This is a genomic window from Anabaena sp. UHCC 0253 (genome assembly GCF_009712085.1).
Lineage (GTDB): Bacteria > Cyanobacteriota > Cyanobacteriia > Cyanobacteriales > Nostocaceae > Dolichospermum.
In genome coordinates, this window is record NZ_VILD01000009.1 from 55,946 (window position 1) to 72,108 (window position 16,163).

General features: G+C 38.7%; 15 protein-coding genes. 14 read left to right on the forward strand and 1 reads right to left on the reverse strand.

The genetic code is table 11. The features are described from left to right. Nucleotides 1-156 precede the first annotated feature (156 nt). From FJR38_RS21750 to FJR38_RS21800, 12 genes are all read left to right on the forward strand, one after another. The gene (locus tag FJR38_RS21750; RefSeq protein WP_168539389.1) at nucleotides 157-1,398 is read left to right on the forward strand and encodes a decarboxylase; all 1,242 of its coding nucleotides are present in this window, start codon (nucleotides 157-159) and stop codon (nucleotides 1,396-1,398) included. Beyond that, nucleotides 1,395-2,423 (forward strand): ATP-grasp domain-containing protein, encoded by a 1,029-nt coding sequence (locus tag FJR38_RS21755; RefSeq protein ID WP_168539391.1) that lies wholly within the window; start codon nucleotides 1,395-1,397, stop codon nucleotides 2,421-2,423. The genes FJR38_RS21750 and FJR38_RS21755 overlap by 4 nt, the downstream gene beginning before the upstream one ends. Nucleotides 2,424-2,628: 205 nt before the next feature. After that, on the forward strand, nucleotides 2,629-3,201 hold the full coding sequence (locus FJR38_RS21760) for a hypothetical protein (protein WP_168492800.1): 573 nt from the start codon (nucleotides 2,629-2,631) through the stop codon (nucleotides 3,199-3,201). 176 nt (nucleotides 3,202-3,377) lie between these two features. After that, nucleotides 3,378-4,430, forward strand: coding sequence for a 3-oxoacyl-ACP synthase III family protein (locus tag FJR38_RS21765; protein ID WP_168492798.1), 1,053 nt, complete (start codon nucleotides 3,378-3,380; stop codon nucleotides 4,428-4,430). A gap of 12 nt (nucleotides 4,431-4,442) precedes the next feature. Continuing rightward, nucleotides 4,443-5,069 carry an acetyltransferase gene (locus FJR38_RS21770; RefSeq protein WP_168492796.1) on the forward strand — a complete coding sequence of 209 codons (627 nt, stop codon included), beginning with the start codon at nucleotides 4,443-4,445 and terminating at the stop codon, nucleotides 5,067-5,069. Beyond that, on the forward strand, nucleotides 5,070-6,203 hold the full coding sequence (locus FJR38_RS21775) for an aminotransferase class I/II-fold pyridoxal phosphate-dependent enzyme (protein ID WP_168539393.1): 1,134 nt from the start codon (nucleotides 5,070-5,072) through the stop codon (nucleotides 6,201-6,203). It abuts the gene before it with no gap. A gap of 21 nt (nucleotides 6,204-6,224) precedes the next feature. Continuing rightward, complete coding sequence (locus FJR38_RS28725; RefSeq protein WP_254449527.1) at nucleotides 6,225-6,377, forward strand: hypothetical protein; 153 nt, start codon at nucleotides 6,225-6,227, stop codon at nucleotides 6,375-6,377. Further along, nucleotides 6,364-8,433, forward strand: a complete 2,070-nt coding sequence (locus FJR38_RS21780) for a polysaccharide biosynthesis tyrosine autokinase (protein WP_254449528.1) — start codon at nucleotides 6,364-6,366, stop codon at nucleotides 8,431-8,433. The genes FJR38_RS28725 and FJR38_RS21780 overlap by 14 nt, the downstream gene beginning before the upstream one ends. 715 nt (nucleotides 8,434-9,148) lie before the next feature. Further along, nucleotides 9,149-12,544 carry a phycobilisome rod-core linker polypeptide gene (locus FJR38_RS21785; protein ID WP_168539395.1) on the forward strand — a complete coding sequence of 1,132 codons (3,396 nt, stop codon included), beginning with the start codon at nucleotides 9,149-9,151 and terminating at the stop codon, nucleotides 12,542-12,544. 324 nt (nucleotides 12,545-12,868) lie between these two features. Continuing rightward, a complete protein-coding gene (apcA, locus tag FJR38_RS21790) occupies nucleotides 12,869-13,354 on the forward strand; it encodes an allophycocyanin subunit alpha (RefSeq protein WP_168492790.1) in 486 nt (161 codons plus the stop codon). A 68-nt stretch (nucleotides 13,355-13,422) separates the two neighbouring features. After that, the gene (gene apcB, locus FJR38_RS21795; RefSeq protein WP_168492787.1) at nucleotides 13,423-13,908 is read left to right on the forward strand and encodes an allophycocyanin subunit beta; all 486 of its coding nucleotides are present in this window, start codon (nucleotides 13,423-13,425) and stop codon (nucleotides 13,906-13,908) included. Nucleotides 13,909-14,123: 215 nt separating this feature from the next. Next, on the forward strand, nucleotides 14,124-14,330 hold the full coding sequence (locus tag FJR38_RS21800; protein WP_027402734.1) for a phycobilisome linker polypeptide: 207 nt from the start codon (nucleotides 14,124-14,126) through the stop codon (nucleotides 14,328-14,330). A gap of 140 nt (nucleotides 14,331-14,470) precedes the next feature. Here the strand turns inward: FJR38_RS21800 and FJR38_RS21805 are convergent, their stop codons facing one another. Further along, nucleotides 14,471-15,292 carry an abortive infection family protein gene (locus tag FJR38_RS21805; RefSeq protein ID WP_168492785.1) on the reverse strand — a complete coding sequence of 274 codons (822 nt, stop codon included), beginning with the start codon at nucleotides 15,290-15,292 and terminating at the stop codon, nucleotides 14,471-14,473. 168 nt (nucleotides 15,293-15,460) lie between these two features. Here FJR38_RS21805 and FJR38_RS21810 point away from each other — a divergent pair, with 168 nt between their 5' ends. After that, on the forward strand, nucleotides 15,461-15,763 hold the full coding sequence (locus FJR38_RS21810) for a DUF433 domain-containing protein (protein ID WP_168492783.1): 303 nt from the start codon (nucleotides 15,461-15,463) through the stop codon (nucleotides 15,761-15,763). Further along, nucleotides 15,756-16,121 (forward strand): DUF5615 family PIN-like protein, encoded by a 366-nt coding sequence (locus FJR38_RS21815; RefSeq protein ID WP_071190498.1) that lies wholly within the window; start codon nucleotides 15,756-15,758, stop codon nucleotides 16,119-16,121. The genes FJR38_RS21810 and FJR38_RS21815 overlap by 8 nt, the downstream gene beginning before the upstream one ends. The last annotated feature ends 42 nt before the right edge of the window (nucleotides 16,122-16,163 follow it).

Below are 16,163 nucleotides of genomic sequence, written 5' to 3' on the forward strand. Positions count from 1 at the left end.
ATCACAATTGACAATTGTTTACTTCGATCTTTAAGACTTTTTTTAATGAACCACGAAGGAACGAAGAACACGAAGAGAAGAGGGTTCAGAGATATTTTGCGTAAGTCCTAATGTTTAACAACTTCCTAATTTTTTAATCAATATTGAGCTTTTAAAATGCAACTTTCTTGGCAAAGACTTTTTGAGTTAGAAACAGAATTTGGTGATTCCTTTTTTATTCTTGATCTAGAAAAATTTGCAAGTAACTATCAAGAGTTTCTGCAAAGTTTTCGCTCGATTTATCCCCATACCAACTTAGGCTATTCTTATAAAACTAATTACATTCCCAAATTATGCCAAACCGTGCATTCTTTGGGAGGTTATGCAGAAGTGGTTTCGCAAATGGAGTATGATTTAGCGATCGCTATTGGTGTCTCTCCATCTAGAATCATCTTTAATGGTCCTTTAAAGTCTCCAGCAGATTTGGAAAATGCTATCCTGGCTGGTTCTATTGTCAATTTGGATTGTTTGGAAGAAGTGGAAGTAGTTACAGCCTTAGCGCGAAGATTGCCAGAAAACAAGATTGCAGTCGGTTTAAGATGTAATTTTGATGTTGGTGCAGGTAGGATCTCTCGCTTTGGATTTGATGTGGAAGGAGGAGCATTAGATGATGTTTTTAAAGAATTTCGAGAATTAAATAATTGCTCAGTGTTGGGATTGCATTGTCATATTTCCACATCAACAAGAAGTGTAGAATCCTATAAAATACGCACGCAAAAAATAATAGAACTCACTGATTATTATTTCCCAGATCAACAGCCGCAATTTATTGATATTGGTGGTGGTTTTTTCGGAAAAATGCAAGATGATTTAAAGGCGCAATTTGATTGTCATATTCCCAGTTATCAAGAGTATGCAGAGGCAATTGCTCCTCAATTAAGAAGTAGATTTCCTGATGATTCTGGACCAGAGCTAATCATTGAGCCTGGTGTTGCTGTTGTTGCTGATGTTCTGAAGTTTGTCGGTAAAGTGGTGGGAATTAAAACAGTTAGATGCCGACAAGTTGCGTTGGTAGTTGGTAGTATTCACAATATCAAACCAACTTTAACTGACAAGAAATTGTCATTACAAGTTTATAGCAGTGGAGAAAATTCTCAAAAGCCAAAACTCAGTGGTTCTGTTGATTTAGTTGGATATACTTGCATGGAACATGATTGTTTATATCCAGATTATGCTGATGAAATAGGCATTGGTGATTATGCAGTTTTCGATAATTTAGGTGCATATACAGTGGTATTTAAACCGCCGTTTATTCGTCCTAATCCTCCAATTATTAGCTATGATTCCACTCTAGAAAAGTATACATTAGTCAGACGCAAAGAAACTTCTCAAGATGTATTTTCTACTTATGTAATATGAACAGCAAAAATATGAATATCATGTTAACTTGTGCGGGAAGAAGAAATTATCTGGTGAAGTTCTTTCAAGCAGCTTTAGAAGGTCGAGGATTAGTATTTGCTGGGGATGCTAGTCTAGAAGCTCCAGCATTACAGGAAGCAGATGAAAGTTTTTTATTACCATTTGTCAATGATGGTGATTACTTTGATAAACTCCTGCATATCTGTCAGCAAAAATCAGTTAAGTTACTTATTCCTCTCAACGATTTAGAACTGCCATTTTTAGCAAAACAACGTCATAAATTTCTAAAAATAGGAACTATCCCAGTTGTTTCTTCACCGGAAATTATCAATATTTGTTTTGATAAATGGGCAACTTTTCAATTTTTAGAAAGCCTGGGTATTTCTACACCAAAAACTTATCTGTCTATTAGGGAAGCACAAGCAGCAATTCAGCGCGGAGAAATAGGTTTTCCTTTAGTAGTTAAACCCCGCTGGGGAAGTGCATCAATTGGGATTGAATATCCTGAAGATGATGAAGAATTGGTATTAGCTTATCAGTTTGTCAAAAAATCACTAATGAAATCGTTTTTATCTCAAGTAAGTGCATCTGATATTGACAGGTGTATTCTAATTCAAGAACGACTTATTGGCCAAGAATATGGTCTTGATATCATTAATAATTTAGAAAGTTCTTACATTACCACTTTTGTTAAACGCAAGCTTACCATGCGAGCGGGAGAAACAGATCGGGCTGTCACTGTCGAAAATCCAGAACTGCAAAAACTAGGTGAAACAATTGGCCAAAAACTAGGTCATATTGGCAATCTAGACTGTGATGTAATTGTGGGAAAAAAAGGTAGTTTTGTGTTAGAAATGAATCCCCGTTTTGGTGGTGGCTATCCATTTTCTCATCTAGCAGGAGCAAATATTCCCGCCGCATTAATAGCTTGGGTAAATGGGGAAACTCCTCATGATGAATGGCTAAAAGTGCAAATTAATACAATGAGTGCCAAATGCGATCGCCTTGTCACTGTTTTTACATAAAAAGGGCGAAGCATTCGGGCAATAAATTATCGGTTTTTTCCCAAATTTATTTTCCGAATGCTTCGCCCCTACAGTTTACAGAAAATAGGCGTATATATCGCCTATTTTTTGATCAAGATAATGCCAAAATGACAAGATTATTTCCAGGTATTTAGTGTAGTTATTAAATGGATTAGTAAATTAATATAATTTTCTAGAGGAAAATATGGTAAATCGTCAAGAAATACTAGAAACGTTAAGTGAAGCCATGGAAATTAATGGTGCATATCTTACGGAAGAAACAGCACTAGAAGAATTAGGATCTGCATGGGATTCAGTTTGCAGACTATCCGTAATATCAATGCTTGATAGTTATACTCATCGTGCTATTCCTGTCAATGCTATCGTCGAAAGTAAAACGATTAAAGACCTGATTGATCTTATCTGTCCCAGTGCAAATCAAATAATTGGTTATGAAACAATGATTAAGGAAAATAATGTGTTAAATACAATCAGGGAAGAGGTTGTCAAAATCATCAAAACAGCATTTAAAGCAGTTGCAGATAACTCGAATATTCATTTACCTGCCAATATAGATGAAGAAACCAGGATTTTAGGAGGAGATTCACCTTTTGATTCTATACATATTATCAATCTTATTTTTCTCATAGAAGAAAATATTATAGATACATTTGATCTTGATATTACTCTTGCCAATGATCAGACTATGTGCAAGGAAAAAAGCCCGTTTATATCAATTAGTAAATTAGCAGATTATATAGTAGGGCATTTTCACTAAAACAGAAATTACGCAAAACAGAATGGAAGTAGGGGTAATTCATGAATTACCCCTAAGCAAGAATCAGGTTTTGAGTTCAATCTTGCGTCAGTCCTATAAAAATAATCTTGATAAAGCTCGGATTGTTGCAGAATTCATTTAGCAAAACATGAGAATCTTTGATTTTGGCAAAATCTATGAATAAAACAAGTATTCCTAACATCAGTATGCGAGGAATAGCAGTTGCTTTACCTCAAGAAACTGAATTTAATCATGAATTATCTGATGTATTAGAACATGATGAAATAGAACGGATTAGTCAAACAATTGGCATTTATAGCAGAAGAGTTGCCGAAGAGGGAATAACAGCTTTTGATCTGATGTATCAAGCTGTGAATAAACTTTTAAACACTACCAATATTAGGAAAGAAAATATAGACTGTCTTGTTTGTATTACCCAAACTCCAGATTATCTAATTCCCGGAAATTCCTTTCTTTTATGTCATCAATTAGGGTTAGATCCCAAAGTATTGACATTAGATATAAATACTGGCTGTGCGGGATTTACACATGGTCTAATTGTCTTGGGAAAATTACTTAATAATGGTGATCTTAAATGTGGACTATTGGTGATTGGAGATACAATCACAAAATTAGTAAATAACCAAGATAAAGCCGCGCATTTATTATTTGGTGACGGTGCGGCTGCTTGTGTCTTGGAATTTGATCAGAACAGTCAAGGATTAACAGCTTTTTGGCGAACAATTGCCGATGATTATGATAAGTTGATTGTTCCTGCTGGGGGAATGAGAAAGCCAATTAGCCAGGAAACAAGTATTACTACTTTCAGAGGAAATGGTATCTACAGAAGCGATAATGATTTGGCAATGGATGGTGCTGCTGTTTTTTCATTTTGCATTAAAGAAGTGCCAGATTTGGTCAATTTCGCTTTAAGAACTTGTAATTTAAGCAGTGAAGATATTGATTTATTTGTATTTCACCAAGCTAATAAATTTATGGTTGATTACATTCGTAAAAAACTCAAATTGAGTGCAGAAAAAGTTCCCATATTGGTAGAAGGAATCGGAAATACAAGTGGTGCATCTATCCCCATTGCTATTAGTCGTTATGCCTACAATCAAGGAATAAATAAAATTAGTGGTCGGCTTTGTTTAACAGGATTTGGAGTAGGTTTGTCTTTGAGTAGCATCATTATTGAAGTAGAAGATTTAATTGTCACTTCCCTATAATTTCATGATGTTATGAATCAAAAAAAAGTAATTGTAATTGGTGCAGGAGGTCATGCCAAAGTCGTAGCAAGTACGCTCATGGCAGCAGGACACCACGTAGTCGGTTTTTACGATGATGATCTGCAAAAGAGGGGAACGCATATTTCTGGTATTCCGGTTGTTGGTCCCGTCAGTGAGCTTAAATATGGCGATTTTTCTCATGCAATCATTGGTGTTGGCCAAAATGAAAAAAGAAAGCGGTTAGTAGAAGAACTTAATCTTGATTGGATTACCGTAGTTCATCCCTATGCGTGGGTTCATCCTGATGTTTCATTAGGTATAGGTACAGTAGTATGCGCCGGTGCAATCATCCAGCCCTCTGCAAAAATTGGATCGCACGTAATTATTAATACTAAAGCGAGTGTTGATCATGACTGCTGTGTGGGAGATTACGTACATATGGCACTCTCCCATCTGGCAGGAGGGGCAACAGCCCAGGAGGGGGCTTTTTTAGCCCTGGGAAGCATTGTATTGCCAGGAATTCAGGTGGGAGCTTGGGCTACTGTCAGTGCCGGCTCAGTAGCCATGAGGGATGTGATGCCAAACAGTACAGTAGCAGGTGTACCTGCTCGATTAATTAAAGAAACTACTTTAAATTAAATGAATAAACCAATTCTCCTCTCAACTCCTCATATCGGAAATCAAGAATTAGAATTTGTTAAAGAAGCATTTGATACTAATTGGATCGCCCCTGTTGGACCCCATGTTGATGCTTTTGAACAGGAATTTTGTCAAGTTACTGGTGCTAGTTATGCGGCTGCTGTTAGTTCGGGAACTGCGGCTTTACATTTAGCTTTGCAATTAGTTGGAGTCACTTCAGGAGATGAGGTTTTCTGCTCTACTTTAACCTTTGCAGCTACCGCTAATCCAATTGTTTATTTAGGGGCAAAACCAGTTTTTATTGATAGCGATCGCCTTTCCTGGAATATGAACCCAGATTTGTTGCAGGAAGCTTTACAAAAACGTGCCTATCTTGGTAAGTTACCCAAAGCAGTTATTGTTGTTCATTTATATGGTCAAAGTGCCGATATTGAACCTATTTTCAAAGTCTGTGATCACTATAATATCCCTCTCATAGAAGATGCGGCTGAGGCTTTAGGTGCTACTTATAAAGGGCTGTCTCCAGGTACTTTTGGGCGATTTGGCATTTACTCTTTTAATGGTAATAAAATCATCACTACATCTGGTGGAGGAATGTTGGTTTCTCATGATGATCTATTAATTACCAAAGCTAAATTTTTAGCAACTCAAGCCCGTGATCCTGCCCCCCATTATCAACATTCAGAAATTGGTTATAACTATCGTCTCAGTAATGTTTTAGCGGGTATTGGTCGGGGTCAATTAAGAGTTTTAAATCAAAGAGTAGCAGCAAGACGACGCAATTTTGAAGTTTACCAACAGGCTTTAAATGATCTCCCAGGAATAGAATTTATGCCTGAAGCAAAATTTGGAATTTCTACTCGGTGGTTAACTTGTTTAACTATTGATGCTGATAAATTTGGTGCAGATAGAGAATATATCCGGCTGCAACTTGCTCGCAGACAAATTGAAGCTCGTCCTGTTTGGAAACCATTACATCTCCAACCTGTGTTTTCTGAATGTGAATGTATTGGTGGTGAAGTGTCCGAAGATTTATTTACAAAAGGTCTTTGTTTACCTTCTGGTTCTAATCTTACAAATGCAGAGTTAGAGCGAGTGATTGATGCTATTCAAGCCATTTACTCTACAACTTAAAAAATAAAAATTTAATTTATTATGGAACTACAAGAACCTTCTATATCACTAGAAAGATATTGGACAATCATTAAACGTCGCTGGCTCGCTACTTTATTTATTACTGTTTCTGTTTTCGTAGTCGCTCAGTTAGCTACATCTTTAAAAAAACCCTATTTATTTGGCAGAAGGTAAATTGCGTTTTCACAGAAATAATGCTACTTCTTCTATGACAGGATTAGGAACAGAAATAAGTAGATTAGATCCTCTCATAGAAATGAGTAATCCTCTCACTACAGAAGTAGAAGTAATTCGTTCTCTGCCTCTGATAGAAACAACTATTAACCGACTAAATCTCCAAGATAGTCAAGGTGTTCCTTTAAAAATTAAGAAATTTCTCAATCAACTTACTGTCAAAGAAGTTAAAGGTGCTGATGTTATCCAAATTACTTTCAATCATACTAACCCTAAAATTGCTGCTCAAGTTGTCAATGAATTAATCAAAATCTATTTAGAGCAAAATGTATCTTCACGTAGAGCCGAAGCAGCCACAGCACGTCAATTTATAGAAAAACAACTCCCAAAAGCTGAATTAGTAGTTCGTAAAACTGAATCTGAATTAGCAGCTTTTAAAGAGAAAAATAAAGTTGTTTCGTTACAGGAAGAAGCTACAAATGCCATAGCAGTGATTGGGGATCTACAATTAAGAATTAACGATACTCAATCTCAATTAGCTAATTTTGAGTCACAGGCTCTAATCATTAGTCAACAATTAGGAATGAACCCACAACAGGCATTAGTAGCGACTTCTATTAGCCAAATTTCTGGAGTTCAAGATATTCTCAAGGAAATTCAACAGCTACAATCACAATTAGCAACTAGACGGACTGTGTTACAGGATAGTCATCCACAAATCATAGAGTTACAAGATAAAATTACCTCTTTAAATAGAGTTATTGATAATAGAATAGTTCAGGTTTTAGGCAAAAATGAACAACAACTAAAAGGCAATTTAGAATTAAGTACCTTACAACAATCACTTGCTAGTAGATTAGTAGAATTAGAATCTAACCGTCTAGGTTTAGCAAGTCAAGCTAAGTCTTTATTAAATTTACAATTTGCTTATAAACAACGATTGAATAATTTACCCAGACTAGATCAGCAACAACGTCAAATAGACCGTAAACTACAAGCCGCACAGTCTACCTATTCTCTGTTACTTCAGAAGTTACAAGAAAGTCGTATTGCGGAAAATCAAAATTTAGGGAATGCAACTAAGATTGCTGAAGCTAGAATTCCTGACGAACCTAATTTTTCTCCTCTGATTTCCTATCTCAGTTCAGCGTTATTAAGTATCATAGCTGCCTTGGCAACTATATATATTTTAGAAGTCAAAGATAAATCTATCAAGACTATTGAAGAAGCTCAGGAATTACTAGGAATGACTTTATTGGGAATACTACCGACAATTAATAACCTTAAACCATATATGCGGAAAAAAGATGATCTGGAATCCTATCAACAAAGAGTTGTGATTCGAGATTTTCCGCGCTCTTCTATTAGTGAAGCTTACCGAATGCTGAGGGCAAATTTGAACTTTATGAGTGCTGATAAAGAGCTAAAAGTTATTGTTGTCACTAGTTCAGTACCTAATGAAGGTAAATCAACAGTTGCAGCTAATTTAGCTACAGCGATCGCTCAAATGGACCGTCAAGTGTTATTAATAGATGGAGATTTGCATCGTCCAGTTCAACATAAAATTTGGAACTTGATGAATAATCAAGGTTTAAGTAATTTGATTGTCAGACAGGAAGATATTACCACGACAATCAAAAAAATCATGCCTAATTTAGATATTTTGACTTCTGGAATAGTTCCTCCTAGTCCTGCATCTCTTCTTGATTCACAACGAATGGCGGCTTTAATGGCGAATTTTTCTGATAAATATGATTACGTAATTGTTGATACACCAGCCTTAAATGTAGCTGCTGATGCGGTTACTTTGGGACAAATGGCTGATGGTGTTTTATTAGTAGTTCGTCCTGGTGTTGTTGATTCTGTAAATGCTAATTTTGCCAAAGAACTATTAGCCAAATCTGGTCAAAATGTTTTGGGACAGGTGGTTAATGGTGTAATTCTCAAAAATGAACCTCACAGTTATTATTACTTTACTAAAGAAGACTATTTACAACCAACTCATCCAGAATCTGTAGAAACTCCACTAGTACCGCAGGGCGGAATTAAAAATTAATAATTAAAAATTAAAAAAGCAGATGACACAAGCTTCTTGAGAGTTCTTATAGCGGTATGCACTTGAGTGAGATACAGTCATTAAATCGCAAAACCTGTAGGGGTGGGGTTTCCCCGCCCTCGATTGTATTTCATCCGACCGATAACCGCTATAATGGTTGCTTGATTTACGCCGCAGTGTACTAGTAAGTAATCGTGCAAAATAAATTGTACATTTAGGAGAGGGAACAGGGAACAGGGATTTGTATTTGTTCCAAAAATATGCAATTAATTTTGCTCAGGTACTTACCGCTTTCTCGAAAGTAAGGAAATTGTCAGAAATGGCTAACGCCAGGCTGCGCTATCAGGATGTCCAGGATTTAAGACTAAGATTTTATCACCAATCACCAATTCCCAATCACCAATCACCAATGTCAAACAACGTAGCATTCATGTAATATTTGCTACGTATTCTTTTGGCTTACTGAGTTCAGTCCTGATATTAACAGTTCGCTGATTGATCTCCTGATCATGTCGAATATCAAATTTAGATTACAGATTCGTCATACTTCTTAATAAACCAACAGCGTAAACGCAAAACGTTCTAATCTAAAAATTGACTTGGTTAATTTACTGGGTTTTGCAGGCTTAATATTCACAAATACGCAAAAATGTCAAGCCTTAAAGCAACTCAGGCTTAACACATAAACGATTATGATAGGAGTTTTAAGAATCCAATGAGTGTTAAGGCAAGCGGTGGAAGCTCAGTTGCGCGTCCGCAACTATATCAAACTGTACCAGTAGCTACTATTTCCCAAGCGGAACAACAAGACCGCTTTTTGGGAAGAGGTGAACTGAGTGAACTCAGCAGTTATTTTTCCTCTGGTGCAAAACGTTTAGAAATTGCCCAGATTCTTACAGAAAATTCCGAAATCATCGTCTCTCGTGCTGCTAACCGGATTTTTATCGGTGGCTCTCCCATGGCTTTCCTAGAAAAGCCCCAAGAGCGAGAAATGGCAATGGTTGGCGCTGGTGGTATGAGTGTCCAAGAGGGCATGACATTAGGAACTGTCACCTACGTTGAAAGTCGTGGTGGTTTCTTTGAAAACCTGCGTTCTATCTTCAATACTTCTGCTGGTGGACCCACACCTCCAGGCTTTAGACCCATTAACGTTGCTCGTTATGGTCCTAGTAACATGGCTAAGAGCTTACGGGATTTATCCTGGTTCTTGCGTTATGCTACCTATGCGATTGTGGCTGGCGACCCCAACATCATCTCTGTCAATACCAGAGGTTTGCGGGAAATTATTGAAAATGCCTGTTCTGGTGAAGCAACCATCGTGGCTTTGCAGGAAATTAAATCAGCGTCTTTATCCTATTTCCGCAAAGACCCTGTAGCCACAGAAATTGTGACTCAGTACATGGATGTGTTGCTGACAGAATTCCAAGCACCCACACCTTCAACCAAAGTCCGTCAACGTCCTTCTGGCGACCAACAAGGGTTACAACTGCCGCAAATTTATGCTAATGCCGCAGAACGTCGTCCTAAGTACGCCATGAAGCCCGGTTTGTCTGCTTCTGAGAAAACTGAAGTTATCAAAGCGGCTTACAGACAACTATTTGAGCGAGATATTACCCGTGCTTATAGTTTGTCTATTTCTGACTTGGAATCCAAAGTCAAAAATGGCGATATCTCCATGAAGGAGTTTATTCGTCGTTTAGCTAAATCTCCCCTTTACCAAAAACAGTTTTATCAGCCTTTTATTAACAGCCGGGTGATTGAATTGGCCTTCCGTCACATTTTAGGACGGGGACCAAGTAGCCGGGAAGAAGTGCAAAAATACTTCTCCATTGTTTCCAAAGGCGGTTTAGCAGCTTTAGTTAATGCTTTGGTAGATTCTACCGAATACAGCGATTACTTCGGCGAAGAAACAGTTCCCTACATTCGGGGTCTGGGTCAAGAAGCTCAAGAATGTCGCAACTGGGGACAACAGCAAGACCTGTTTAAATACAGTGCGCCTTTCCGGAAAGTTCCTCAGTTTATTACTACCTTTGCTGCTTACGAACAGCCATTACCTGACCAACATCCCTACGGCTCTGGTAATGACCCCTTGGAAATTCAATTTGGGGCGATTTTCCCGAAAGCAACTCGCAACCCCAGCAGCAGTCCTGCACCTTTTAGTAAGGATACCCGCCGGATCTTAATTCACCAAGGACCTGGTATTAATAACCAACTTAGCAATCCTAATGCTCGGAGTGTCGCTCCTGGGACTTTGGGCGCGAAGGTGTTCAAGTTAGACCAATTACCTGGAACTATTGGTAGAAAAGCTGCTAAGGGTGCAAGTGTCAAGTTCTCGGAAAGCTCTACCCAAGCGGTAATTAAGGCTTGTTACCTGCAAGTTTTCGGTCGTGATGTTTACGAAGGTCAACGCCTCAAGGTTGCGGAAATCAAGCTGGAAAACGGCGAAATCACTGTCCGCGAGTTTGTGCGGATGTTGGCGAAGTCGGATTTATTCCGCAAGATGTATTGGACTTCTCTTTATGTCTGTAAAGCGATTGAATATATTCACCGTCGCTTGTTGGGTCGTCCTACTTATGGTCGTCAAGAGAATAATAAGTATTTTGACATTGCGTCCAAAAAGGGCTTCTATGCGATCGTTGATGCCATTCTAGACAGTGAAGAATACAGCCAAGCATTTAATGAAGATACAGTTCCTTACGAACGCTATCTAACTCCTGCGGGTGTGTCTTTACGTCAATTGCGCGTGGGGACTATCAACGAAGATTTGGCGAATGTTCAAAAACAAGAAACACCTCGCTTTGTGGAATTGGGTGCAGTCACAGAAATGCGGACTGAACCAGATATTGAATTCCGCATGAACCAAGGTGTTACTAAGCAACGTGAGCAAACCAAGGTCTTCAAGCTCACAGCAAGTAGTAATGACAAGGTTGCTGCTGACACTGTGATTAGCGGTGCTTATCGGCAGATTTTTGAGCGAGATATTGCTCCTTACATCTCTAAGAACGAGTTCACGGTTCTCGAAAGCAAGTTGGTGAACGGTGAAATTAGTGTTAAGGAATTTATTCAAGGTTTGGGTTACTCTAGCCTTTACCAGAAAGAGTTCTACACTCCTTACCCCAATACAAAAGTAATTGAGTTGGGTACTAAGCATTTCTTGGGTCGCGCCCCGATTGACCAAGCGGAAATTCGCAAATACAACCAAATTCTGGCTACTCAAGGAATTCGTGCCTTTATTAGCGAGATGGTGGATAGTGCAGAATACCGTCAAGTGTTTGGTGAGGATACTGTTCCTTTCCGTCGCTTCCCCACGTTACCTGCTGCTAACTTCCCCAATACCGAGAAGCTTTACAACCAGCTAACTAAGCAGAATGATGATTTGGTTGTTCCTAGCTTTGAAACTGTCAAGTCTCGGATTAAAACTGAGAATACGCCAATGTTAGCGAAGGCGATCGCTGATTTGGCAGCCCAAGCTAAAAAAATGGACAAGACTAAACCCTTGTTTATTGAGTTGGGTCGTTCTTTCAATGATGGTCGTGGTCAGTCTGTGGAAGTCGGTGTGGGTACAAGCCGCCGCAAACCAGCCCGGATTTACCGCGCTACCACTGGGACAAATTCTCCAGAAACCAATCAGGTAATTAATGCTATCTACTGTCAAGTAATGGACGTATTTAGCGGTCAAGTTCCTGAATATTTCCGCCGTTCTGAATTAGATAGCAAACTACGTAACGGTGAAATTACCGTGCGTGAATTTGTTCTCGAACTAGCTAGTTCAGATATCTATCGCAAGCGGTTCTACACTCCTTACCCCAACACTAAGGTAATTGAGTTCCTATTCCGTCACCTATTGGGACGCGCACCAGCTACCCAAGGCGAAATCCGTCAGTATAACAAGTTGCTGGCTGATAGCGGTTTAAGGGCTGCTGTAGAGGCAATTGTCAACAGTCCAGAGTATGCTCGCTACTTTGGTGAAGACGTAGTACCTTACAACCGCTATCCATCTTTACCAGCCGGTAATTATTTGGGTAGTGTCCAAGCTGCTGCTGACTTGGTGAAACAATCTTGGTCTAGCTTGTCTCCCTCTGTTTTAACAGGTGGTCTTCCCAATAGATAGGAAAATGGGTAATGGGTAATAGGTAATAGGTGACAGAAAAGGTTGTTTTATCTAGCTTTTTACTGTTCCCTGTTCCCTGTTCCCTGTTCCCTCAGAATGAGCAAATCTGAAAATAAATGTTACAAAATATTAAGAGCAGTAATAAATGCTCAACATAATACTGGACAATGTTTTCCGGGAGGTAGTTGAGTTTCCACCTTGTTTACACTAAATCCGGTCAATCTGGCTAAAAATGTAAATCAAGATGTTAAGTCCCTATCAACCGCATAAAGTCGTACCAGTTTAATCAAATTCTGGTTCCATTAGTTTTGGAGGAGTCCATTAATGAGTATCGTCACGAAAGCTATCGTGAATGCTGATGCAGAAGCTCGCTACCTCAGCCCCGGTGAATTAGACAGAATCAAAGGTTTTGCTGCTGGTGGCGCACAACGCCTCCGCATCGCTCAAGTTTTGACCGAAAACCGCGAACGCATCGTTAAGCAAGCTGGCGACCAACTGTTTCAAAAGCGTCCTGATGTTGTTTCCCCTGGTGGTAACGCTTACGGACAAGAAATGACAGCTACTTGTCTTCGTGACTTGGACTACTATTTGCGTCTTGTTACCTACGGAATCGTTTCTGGTGATGTAACCCCCATCGAAGAAATCGGTATCGTTGGTGTTCGTGAAATGTACAAATCTTTGGGTACTCCCATTGATGCAGTTGCTGGTGGCGTTGCCGCTATGAAGAACGTTGCTGCTACCTTGTTGTCTGCTGAAGACGCTGGTGAAGCTGGTTCTTACTTCGACTACGTTGTTGGTGCAATGCAGTAAGTTTTAGCTATTTCTAGGCTCAAACGAATACTGTTGCAATCAGGTTGGAAATAAGGAAAAAAACAACAATGCAAGACGCAATTACCTCCGTTATCAATTCTTCAGACGTTCAAGGTAAATACCTTGATACCGCTGCTCTCGAAAAGCTAAAAGGCTACTTCGCTACTGGTGAACTGCGCGTTCGTGCGGCTCAAACAATCAGTGCTAATGCTGCTGCGATCGTTAAAGAAGCTGTAGCTAAGTCCTTGTTGTACTCTGATATCACCCGTCCCGGTGGTAATATGTACACCACTCGTCGTTACGCAGCTTGTATCCGTGACTTGGATTACTACTTGCGTTATTCTACCTACGCTATGCTCGCTGGCGATCCTTCCATTTTGGATGAGCGTGTATTGAATGGCTTGAAAGAAACCTACAATTCCTTGGGAGTACCCGTAGGCGCTACCGTTCAAGCTATCCAAGCTATGAAGGAAGTAACCGCTAGTTTGGTTGGTCCTGACGCTGGTAAAGAAATGGGCGTTTACTTTGACTATATCTCCTCTGGCTTGAGCTAGGAGTTAGGTTTGCACTTAGTCATGTAGGTGCGACTTTATTAAGGTCTGGAAATCAATCATGATTGCTAGAAGGTTCTCTTGCTGATTGGTTGTAAGTGTTATCAGTCTAGTATTGATGGTTGATTCCCAGCCTTGGAAAGAATAATTTAAAGATTTTCACTCAACATATTTGAGATAAAAAGTTTCCAAAACAATATCAGGAGATTTGAAACAAAATGGCTCGTTTATTTAAAGTAACTGCTTGTGTTCCTAGCCTAAGTCGTACTCGCACCCAACGCGAATTACAAAATACTTACTTTACTAAGTTAGTTCCTTATGAAAATTGGTTCCGTGAACAACAACGGATTCAAAAAATGGGTGGCAAAATTGTTAAGGTGGAATTGGCAACTGGTAAGCAAGGTACTAATGCTGGTTTGTCTTAATTTCTATAAATCAGAGATTATTTTAGTAGATTTGGAAGGGGTCAGTGATGACCTCTTTTTTTTGTTTACAATTAAGAGTATTTAGCTCACGCAGAGGCGCAGAGTCACAGAGAGTGAGAGTAGTAAGAGTTTAGTTTAGTTTATCTTTTTTTCATTTGATATTCCTTGGTATCAAAGAGAAAGTTGCAAAGTGTTTTAGCTGAGTTAACTGCTAATCTTGCATGATGTTCTGACGGTTTATAGGAAATTACATGAGAATCACTCATTGTATTTCGTAATGTAGCCAAACCAGAAACAATACTTGTCAACCCTGAAAGGATTTGTTGTAAGCACTCCCCAATATTTTCCTGTCCTGGAGAAAGATTCAAATGATTTTGAACTCTCCTGTAAAGTTTTGGAAGATTACCATCATATTTTGGTGGCTGAGGATCAAACTCTTTTTCAATTGCAGATAAAACTGCTTCAATAAGAGACCGCGCATTAGTTATAGCACCATCAAAGTCCCCTTCAGTAAGTTTTCTATCACACTTTTTAATTTGCTCATCAATAAATATGTGTGTTATCTCAACTGAATTCTCATAAGGATGTAATAGATCAATTTGAGTATCAACTAATTGAGAAACTTTCCATTTATTACCAACAGCTATTAATTGATATCCATCAAATTTAAGAAATTCGTTAAGATAATCAACTGCACTTTTAATATCTTTACCTCCATTGAGAAAGTCCAGAGGATGAAAAGCAGTTTCTAAGATATTTTTCATGGAAACTGTATTATTAAAGTCATACAGTTTATCCTTTGTATAACGCCAACGAGAAGGAAAACCGCTCTCATATATATCATCTGAACCAAAGGTACGGAAAAAATCAATGAGTTGTGGACCAGTTCGGTATGGCGAAATTTGTTTATCACCTGTAATAATAGATCCGAGTGCCGATATTGTTTGTTCTGATAAATTCACACTTTAATTAATCTTGATTATTGCATCAACAATTATAAAGTATTTTTCTATGTATCACAATGTAGAAATCTTACCAGCAAGTAATCTATATTATGAGCGATCGCCTGTGGTGCGATGCGCCAACAATAAACTAAAATTAAATAACCTTAGCTAAAAATTCTCTCAACTATGCTAACTGCGACTAACATTGGTACGCTAGTAACCTGTTCTCCAGATGTAAATAATGGTCGTCCCGTGATTACAGGGACTAAAACTTCTGTAAGTCGGGTGGTTGTTCTTTACAAACAAGGTGCAAATGCTGAAGAAATTGCCCGTCGGATAAGTTACCTCAACCTTGCTCAAATATATGCAGCTTTAGCTTACTACCACGCTAATCGTGATCAGATTGAGGCTGAGTTAACTGAAGCAGAGGCTGAATATTGGAGTTTAGCAACTTTACACAGCCAGAAAGATAAAAAAGCAGATGAATAAGATCCGACTTTATATTGATGAGGATTCTATGGATGAAGACTTTGTTCAAGCTTTGCGTTCCCGCAATGTAGATGTATTAACGGTTGCAGATGTGGGAATGTTGTACAAATCTGATCCAGAACAGCTAACTTGGGCTAAGGAAAACAACCGAGTTATATTTAGTTTTAACGCCAGAGACTTTTACCAGATTCATACTAATCTGCTGGAACAGGGTTTATCTCATGCTGGAATAATTCTAGCACCACAACAACGATATGGAATTGGTGAATTAATGCGTGGGGTTTTGCGATTGATTAATACCAAATCAGCAGAAGATATGCAGGGGCAAGTAGAGTTTTTAAGCAACTGGGTTTATTAATTATGCCAGGTTTTACAGTCAATCATACAAAAATGAGATGGG

Coding starts and splice junctions, on each gene's coding strand:
- FJR38_RS21765 (WP_168492798.1), top strand. CDS start 3,378: ATGAATAAAACAAGTATTCCTAACATCAGTATGCGAGGAATAGCAGTT.
- FJR38_RS21750 (WP_168539389.1), top strand. CDS start 157: ATGCAACTTTCTTGGCAAAGACTTTTTGAGTTAGAAACAGAATTTGGT.
- apcB (WP_168492787.1), top strand. CDS start 13,423: ATGCAAGACGCAATTACCTCCGTTATCAATTCTTCAGACGTTCAAGGT.
- FJR38_RS21755 (WP_168539391.1), top strand. CDS start 1,395: ATGAACAGCAAAAATATGAATATCATGTTAACTTGTGCGGGAAGAAGA.
- FJR38_RS28725 (WP_254449527.1), top strand. CDS start 6,225: ATGGAACTACAAGAACCTTCTATATCACTAGAAAGATATTGGACAATC.
- FJR38_RS21760 (WP_168492800.1), top strand. CDS start 2,629: ATGGTAAATCGTCAAGAAATACTAGAAACGTTAAGTGAAGCCATGGAA.
- FJR38_RS21775 (WP_168539393.1), top strand. CDS start 5,070: ATGAATAAACCAATTCTCCTCTCAACTCCTCATATCGGAAATCAAGAA.
- FJR38_RS21815 (WP_071190498.1), top strand. CDS start 15,756: ATGAATAAGATCCGACTTTATATTGATGAGGATTCTATGGATGAAGAC.
- FJR38_RS21800 (WP_027402734.1), top strand. CDS start 14,124: ATGGCTCGTTTATTTAAAGTAACTGCTTGTGTTCCTAGCCTAAGTCGT.
- FJR38_RS21810 (WP_168492783.1), top strand. CDS start 15,461: ATGCTAACTGCGACTAACATTGGTACGCTAGTAACCTGTTCTCCAGAT.
- apcA (WP_168492790.1), top strand. CDS start 12,869: ATGAGTATCGTCACGAAAGCTATCGTGAATGCTGATGCAGAAGCTCGC.
- FJR38_RS21770 (WP_168492796.1), top strand. CDS start 4,443: ATGAATCAAAAAAAAGTAATTGTAATTGGTGCAGGAGGTCATGCCAAA.
- FJR38_RS21785 (WP_168539395.1), top strand. CDS start 9,149: ATGAGTGTTAAGGCAAGCGGTGGAAGCTCAGTTGCGCGTCCGCAACTA.